The 7541-nt window shown below is 44.4% G+C and carries 6 protein-coding genes; 2 read left to right on the top strand and 4 right to left on the bottom strand.

Going from position 1 to position 7541, the window contains the following annotated elements:
- Window positions 1–85: 85 nt before the first annotated feature.
- The 3 genes from AB4405_RS16085 to AB4405_RS16075 form a co-directional block, all read right to left on the bottom strand.
- Entirely contained in the window at window positions 86–565 is a 480-nt protein-coding gene (locus AB4405_RS16085; RefSeq protein WP_372061816.1) for a hypothetical protein, read from the bottom strand.
- Between the two features lie 9 nt (window positions 566–574).
- Window positions 575–2731, bottom strand: coding sequence for an LruC domain-containing protein (locus AB4405_RS16080; protein ID WP_372061815.1), 2157 nt, complete (start codon window positions 2729–2731; stop codon window positions 575–577).
- A 115-nt stretch (window positions 2732–2846) separates the two neighbouring features.
- On the bottom strand, window positions 2847–3782 hold the full coding sequence (locus tag AB4405_RS16075; protein ID WP_372061814.1) for a DMT family transporter: 936 nt from the start codon (window positions 3780–3782) through the stop codon (window positions 2847–2849).
- A gap of 113 nt (window positions 3783–3895) precedes the next feature.
- On the opposite strand from AB4405_RS16075, the gene AB4405_RS16070 reads away from it, so the two are divergent.
- Window positions 3896–4840, top strand: a complete 945-nt coding sequence (locus AB4405_RS16070; RefSeq protein WP_372061812.1) for a LysR substrate-binding domain-containing protein — start codon at window positions 3896–3898, stop codon at window positions 4838–4840.
- On the opposite strand, the gene AB4405_RS16065 is transcribed toward AB4405_RS16070, so the two are convergent.
- On the bottom strand, window positions 4830–5528 hold the full coding sequence (locus tag AB4405_RS16065; RefSeq protein ID WP_102469293.1) for a GntR family transcriptional regulator: 699 nt from the start codon (window positions 5526–5528) through the stop codon (window positions 4830–4832). The two genes, AB4405_RS16070 and AB4405_RS16065, sit on opposite strands and share 11 nt — an antisense overlap.
- A 286-nt stretch (window positions 5529–5814) precedes the next feature.
- Between AB4405_RS16065 and AB4405_RS16060 the strand changes: the two genes are divergently transcribed.
- Window positions 5815–7437, top strand: a complete 1623-nt coding sequence (locus AB4405_RS16060; protein ID WP_102469294.1) for an alpha-glucoside-specific PTS transporter subunit IIBC — start codon at window positions 5815–5817, stop codon at window positions 7435–7437.
- Window positions 7438–7541 lie beyond the last annotated feature (104 nt).

Genomic DNA, 7541 nt, shown 5'->3' with positions numbered 1-7541 from the left:
TTAAGTGAACGGCATTACCGTAATACGGGGCTTTTCTGTGGTGGTGCCAATTTAATGCCTTTATTGCCGACTTAAGTATCGACAGCTACCAAGACAAATTCGAACTATTGACGGCGACTAGCTTTTGCAAAGGCGGGTTCCCATCATGAGTCCATATCTCCACTAACACGGTTTTGATGTGCTCCGGCGAGGAAAACTCAAGCTCACCCAATCCGTTTTTCAATGACTGCGAGGCAATACGGCTATCGTAAACCGGCACAACCTCTCCCGATAATTGGCTTTCAAATTCGGTATACACAGAGACCAATGCTCTGCCTGACACTGACCCACTTGCGTCTACGGTTAACGTTAATGCTTCCACCGGCTTGTAATCCAGATCATCTGGAATAGCCAAATCTGACATGGTTCTTGTTGCCGCGGCAGGGGGGGCCGGCGTTGCGGTAACAGGTGGAGTTTGAGCAGGTGTCGAGCTACCGCCACCAGAGGAATCACCGCCACCCCCACCACCGCCACAGGCCGTAACCAATCCAAGACTCATAATTGATGTGATTAATGTTGTTTTCATGTCAGCCTCCTAAGGGATGTAGCATTTGCCAGGTGTCGCATATTGAGTTTCAAACCAAGTTTGAGCTTGGTCGCCCGATGATTCAGCGTACGTTGCAAACTGAGGGTAAGCCTCGACTAAATCCGTTCGTTCTGTTGGCCATTCCCATTCATCATTGATCATTAGCGCCCATGGCAAGTTGTTTGATGTTTTGAAATAAACACCATTACTGCTGTCACTAACATCGACGCCTATACCAGCAAACAAATCGGCATCAAATTGTTCCGTTGGTTCATAATTCGGGAGATGCACTTCCCACGCACGCCCTGGCTGAAAGTAACCTGCCCCGTGGTAATACCCTTCCGTTGCGTAAATAAATGGGTCATAAGGCATCGCCATTAGCGAGTTGGTTTCAGCGCCTTCTAGGAAATTAACATGCAGCGTAAAGTTAAGTTGTACATCTTCTTTTTCTGCACACGATGATAGCGTTCGATGGTATTCACACCCATCCACTTTATAGACGGAGGTATCGTCACTCACGATAAAAATCGCTTCGTTAGAGATGCCCTCTAAACCGCTGTCCGCAAGTTGAATCCCGTTGTGGATTTGTCGCGTCGTTGTCGTATCAACGTCCGAACGATTCACGCCTTTAAAGCGAAGAGCAAACCCGTTGTGATAAGAAGCACCTACCGCCCCCAAATAACCGTCAATCTTAGACTTTATGACGGCTCCATCTCTTAAAATCTCGGTAATTCGATAACGCACGACGACATCGTTCATATCGTAGTCGGCGGTATACGGCCAATTATCTTCGTACGCAACGGTTGTGTAGCCTGTAGCATCTGGATAATAACGAACCGACAAACCCTCTCCAGTGACAGTGAGCGCGTGGTCTTCCACTTCTCCTGACGTTGAACCTCCATCAAAACTCAGGGTTTGTTGTTGACTAAATCTGAAGCGACTCCATGTCGACCCAATCTCGGCATCTATCGCAGCCGTTAATAGAAGATCATTGTTCCCAGCACTCAGCAATTCATCATTGAAAACCTTTTCGCCATCATCAGAGAAGTCACCATCTTGGTTCCAGTCTATCCATGCCGACAGGTAACCCGTTGTCGACGCATTGACGCGAACAATACTATCAAGACCAGGCTCGACAGCCGTAACAAAACCCACGCCGTTTTCGTCATCTTGACCTGTTTCGTCATCGGCAAGATTGGCATATAAACCATCCTGGTCACCATCTGGTGCAGACGAGCCTAACCACGTAATCCCATCAAGTTCATGCCTTGGCCCATTGTCTGCAAGCTTGGTTCCATAAGTGATTGGAGCATCACCAAAGTCAATATTCGAGTCTTCATCGACAATTGGTGCGTTTGCACATCGAGCACCATCATTTTGGCTAGAGCTTGGGCCATCTGCAAATTTGATAGCAGGTACGTCACCATTCGCTATATTGGTCGCGTTGCCCGCTGACAAATCCACCCGGTAAATCTGTCCATCCTGATTTCGTGCAACGTAGTAATAACCCTCTACATCGAAATACCCAGCACCAAATGTCCCTGTCTCTCCGGTGTCACCGATGTACGTTTCTTGGCCATTATTCGGGTCAAAGGAATACAAGCCTCCCGAACTGTTGTCTATCCCGTATAACTTTCCGTCACTTGGATGGAACGCAAAGTCCGTCAAATTCACCACGGCTCTGCTACTCACTTTGGTGACTGGTAGCGTAGCATTAGGGTCATTTGCAAGCGGCGATAGGTCAATCGTAAACAGGCCTTTTCCCTTTCGGTAAAGGTAATAAACACTCTCGTATACATCACCAACATAAAATGTGTGACCGGTCGGTAATCCACTTGTCGCGACACTCTCGGCGATGAAATCTTTGCCTAAGCGGACAATCTGCTTATTTGACGTGTCGTATCCGTATATATATCGGCTGTCAAAATCAAACCCTACGCCGTTAACGTTCGCATTCAGTCCGGTGTTGCCTTGCAGCAAGGCGTTAGTCCCTGTGACAAGGTTAATCCCGTAAACTTGCACTGGGTTGGCTTGAAACAGATAAGCTTGGCTCGGGCACGTGTCAAAAGGTGCTGAGTAAGCGTTGGCCGAGGCAACGATTGCGAGTGAAACCGCGCTTTTTTTCAGTAAGCTAATTCTGGATGGTATTTGTATTCTTTGCATCATCGATTCCCTTGATTCGCTCAGGTAACCATTAACTATACAAAGTACATGCCAATATTTTTATTGTTATAAATCAACAATATAAATACACTTCAATTTCATTAAATCATTTTGAGAATCAATTTGACGATTTAACTGGGGTTAGTGTGATTTTTCTTTTCCCCATCCAACGCGGTAACATCGCTGAAAGCAAGTTAGCAATGACAATAAGCAATAGACCTATTAATTGTGACGCGCTGAAAACGACATCAAACAAAGTAAATTGCCAGAGCGCGGTAAACACAAGATTGGTATAAATGAGGGGAGCCACCTGAGAGTTGGTTGTCGCCAGTTGATACGCTTTGTAGCGGCTCGTTTGAGTATTAATAACCATCACTGCCATCAGCAACAACATGATTATCACACCCCAATTCGCGGTGCTTGAATGCCACAGATGGCTTAAGGTCGTAGGCTCAATAAAAAGCAATACCGGTACCAGCCCTATTCCAGCAAACAAGAACGTCCAGGCATTGTTCTCAATACCTGACATACTGCCTTTGGAGGCTTTGTGAAGGCTGAGCTGTGAGCCCGCATTGAATACACCCGACAGCAACCCAATCAAAATCTCTGGTTTGAAATTCAGACCACCGACCTCACCTGCCAGCAATAATACGCCGACGCTTGTTAGCAACAATGACACGATAGTCATGCCACTCAAATGAACTCGAAAAAACAACTTTTCGAATAATGCGATAAACAGCGGTCCGGTACCGAACAACACCACACTTTCTACTAACGATAAGGCCGTCAATGCGTAGATAAAACATAGCTGGCAAGCCGCGATACTCAATGCTCGAAAGGCGAGGAGCCTCCACATACTTTTAGGAGGCAAACGAAGTGATGTAAAAGACAAGAAAACAAACAGCAAAATGGCAGGCACTAAAAATCGTAATAAGGTTAAATTACCAGAAGATAGCTCCATCGACAGATATTTGGCTAAGACACCGGTAATGGACAAACTCAACGTAGACGACAACATGAACCCAATCGCTCGACGATTTTGACTATCTGACATAAGACCCTTCTTTTTTAACCTCACTCAATAATTTTCATTATATTGATCAACGCCACAGTAAAATATTGAATAATTGTGAACTATATTGTTAGAAAAACTTACCGATTAAAACGATGAAAAAGTATGCACCTCTAAAATCAATATACGCTTTTGTGAAAGTGGCAGAAACGGGAAGTATGTCTCGTGCGGCTGAACAATTGAATGTCACTCATTCTGCGGTCAGTCAGTCTATAAAGGCGCTTGAGAGTCAACTGGCTACCCAGCTCTTTCGGCGTGTAGGTCGACATATAGAGCTAAATTCGAATGGACAGCAGTACTATAGAGATGTCGCACCTGCGATTGAAAAAATCCTTGAAGCAAATGAAGCAATGCTTAATAGTGAGGCCAGCAATCGGTTAACCATAAATATGGTAAACTCTCTCGCCCTCCATTGGTGGATACCTAGGGTTCCTAGCTTACAAATCGCCGCCCCTCAGCTTGATATCCGTATCTCGAACCGAGTGGGAGCATTCAGTCTTGAAATGGAAGGCGTCGACGTCGCGCTCATCCATGACTCTATCGATGAGTGGCAAGATTATGTCTGTGAAAAACTCGCTGACGACGAACTGATACTAGTGTGTAGTCCTACTGTTTTGAACAATAATCCCTCCATTTCCGTCGAGCAAATTATTGCTTCACATCCCGCTATTTCTGTCGCCAATAATCGACGTAAACACGATTGGCAGATCTGGTGTGAAGCGTACCAATTGTTACTTCCCACCTCTCCAAATAATTTGACATTTAATGCGTCAGTTCAAGCCATTCACGCCACCATTCGAAACTTAGGTGTGTTAGTGACTCACCGACAGTTCGTCAAAGACGACATCGACCATGGGTTGCTTGTAGAGATAGGTGTTGCTGTAGCAAACCCAGTACAAGCCTTTTATTTTGCATGCGCACCTGACAAACTCAAATCCGACAGCGTTATTGCGCTTCGGAATTGGTTGCGACAAGAATTCCAACCAAGGCATGAACCCGACTATATCGTCTCCCCAAAGCTGCACAAACCTAACGCTTAAGATAATGCTTGTAAGAATACGTATTCGGTTTAAAACTCAATTTGGTAAATTCAAAAACACGACCATCTTTAAGTTTCCCCACCGATAGCAAGCGAATAATCGGCTCATCAGGTGACAAATCAAACACGTCACACAAGTGTTTATCTGGCATCACGGCTTCAAAATCTTGCTGTGCACCATCAATCTCCATACCCAAATCACGTTCAAGATACTGATACTTTGATCCTTCGAGTGATTGCACGTTCATTTGTGGGAACATCGCCATTGGCATATACGAGTCTTCATAAATCGAAGGACAGCCATTAATCAATTTGAATCTCCGAATAAAATAGACTTTATCTTGAATGTCTATTTCTAGTGTTTTGGCGATCTCTTCATCAGGATCAATTAGCTTAAATTCAACAACACGATATTCAAGATTAAAGCCGGTTTCGACCATATATTCACTGGTACTACGCAAGTTTGACATTGAACCCGTCATTGTCTTACCTATCACAGTTGAGCCGGCACCTTGTTTCTTTTCGACCAGTCCCAATTTTACAAGCTCTTCAATGGCTTTTCGTATTGTGATTCGACTCACTGAATAGTGCGCAATGAGCTCCTTTTCCGTTGGTAAGGTATCCCCAATTGAAAATTCGTCGGAATCGATACGAGCCTTAATTCTCTGCATCACTTTTTTGTATAGCATCTCATTTCCTCTTACGTACTGCGTTTACAGTACACACCAAAAAAAGACAAATCAATAACCTATTTCACCAAATGATAGACCAATTACGCCCCACAAGGGCTTTGAACGATCAATTCATTACTAAAAGATACTAAAAACCCAATATAGATATTTTATTTGTACTAGATCACAAATGAAAGGTTATGTATTTGTCATGCCAGATAGTGAAGAGTAACGTACATACTATCGAAAGATAGAACATCGATAACAAACCAATAGAAGTTCAAATAACAAAAAGGACCTTTCCATGTTAAGTGCAATTCAACGCTTAGGTGGAGCAATGTTTACCCCGGTTTTGCTGTTTCCATTTGTTGGCATACTAGTTGGATTAACCATTGTTCTAAAAAACCCTACCTTTGTCGGCGACCTGGCTGATAAAGACGGTTTGTATTACCAAGTATTACAAGTCATAGAAGAAGGTGGCTGGACCATTTTCCGTAATATGGCCCTACTATTTGCCGTTGGCTTACCCATCGGGCTTGCAAAGACGGCTCATGCTCGAGCAGTGATGGTTGTCATGGTTTCATACCTAACCTTCAACTACTTCGTCGGGGCGATGGGCGGATTCTGGGGCGAGTATTTTGGCGTAGACTTTTCACTTGCGATTGGTGGGACGTCAGGACTAACCGAGATTGCTGGTATCAAAACCTTAGATACAGGGATCTTTGGCGCCATCATTATTTCCGGGCTTGTCACGTGGATTCACAACGAAACATTTGAAAAACAACTGCCCCCTTATCTCGGCATTTTCCAAGGAGCATCCTATGTAGCAATGGTGTCATTCATCGCTATGCTACCCGCAGCTTGGCTAACGCTCTATATCTGGCCATCAATTCAACACGGCATCATGAACCTGCAAGGTTTCATGGTCGAATCAGGGGCATTTGGTGTATGGCTATATACTTTCTTGGAACGCATTCTTATTCCTACCGGTTTACATCATTTTGTTTATACCCCGTTCGTTTATGGCAACGTCGTCACACCAAACGGTATTGTCGTTGACTGGTTTACTAATTTGGAAATGTTCACGCAATCTGGTCAGGCGATGAAAGACCTATTTCCCGCTGGTGGTTTTGCACTGCACGGAAATTCAAAAATATTCGGTTGTACCGGTATCGCATTGGCGATGTACCAAACGGCAAAACCTGAAAACCGTAAAAAAGTCGCTGCCTTGTTAATACCAGCCACGCTCACAGCTGTGATGGTCGGCATTACGGAACCGTTAGAGTTTACATTCTTGTTTATTGCACCTTGGTTATTCGCTTTTCATGCCGTCCTAGCTGGAACAATGGCGATGGTGATGTACAGCTTTGGTGTCGTCGGAAATATGGGTGGCGGTTTAATTGAGTTCGTGACCGGGAACTGGATTCCACTTCTCGGTAATCACACCAGTATGGTGATTACACAAATTGCCATTGGTCTTTGTTTCACTGCAATCTATTACGTCTCGTTTAAATACTTAATTATAAAGTTCGACGTGCAAATTGCAGGACGCGGCGAAGCGGAAATGAAACTCCACAACAAACAAGACTTTAATCAAAAACATGGCATCAAAGGCAAGGGAAATGCTGGTCATGCAACACCATTGCAAATTCAAGCAATAGAAACGCTTGAAGGACTGGGCGGGCTCGACAACATCGCTGACCTAAGCAACTGCGCAACTCGACTACGTGTCACAGTTAAAGAGGCAAACAAAGTGATGTCGGCGGAATACTTCATGAGCACAGGCGCTGTCAACCTAGTAAAAAATGGCAACGCGGTTCAGGTCATCATCGGCTTAAACGTCCCCCAACTTCGCGAGGAGTGTGAAAAATTGGTGAGCGCAGCAAAAACAGTTGATGTCTCATTGACACCCGCGACTCAGCTTTAAATGAGTCGAAAAAGCAGGTGGACACACTTTATAACGCAATGATTAACCAATAATAAAACAAACCATTTTTCTTTAAATTAACAATAATCAAGGGCGGTAATACG

It is taken from the genome of Vibrio sp. 10N.261.51.F12 (genome assembly GCF_041471725.1).
GTDB lineage: Bacteria > Pseudomonadota > Gammaproteobacteria > Enterobacterales > Vibrionaceae > Vibrio.
This window is presented reverse-complemented; position numbering and strand designations above follow the sequence as displayed.

Coding starts and splice junctions, on each gene's coding strand:
- AB4405_RS16070 (WP_372061812.1), top strand. CDS start 3,896: ATGAAAAAGTATGCACCTCTAAAATCAATATACGCTTTTGTGAAAGTG.
- AB4405_RS16085 (WP_372061816.1), bottom strand. CDS start 565: ATGAAAACAACATTAATCACATCAATTATGAGTCTTGGATTGGTTACG.
- AB4405_RS16080 (WP_372061815.1), bottom strand. CDS start 2,731: ATGATGCAAAGAATACAAATACCATCCAGAATTAGCTTACTGAAAAAA.
- AB4405_RS16075 (WP_372061814.1), bottom strand. CDS start 3,782: ATGTCAGATAGTCAAAATCGTCGAGCGATTGGGTTCATGTTGTCGTCT.
- AB4405_RS16065 (WP_102469293.1), bottom strand. CDS start 5,528: ATGCTATACAAAAAAGTGATGCAGAGAATTAAGGCTCGTATCGATTCC.
- AB4405_RS16060 (WP_102469294.1), top strand. CDS start 5,815: ATGTTAAGTGCAATTCAACGCTTAGGTGGAGCAATGTTTACCCCGGTT.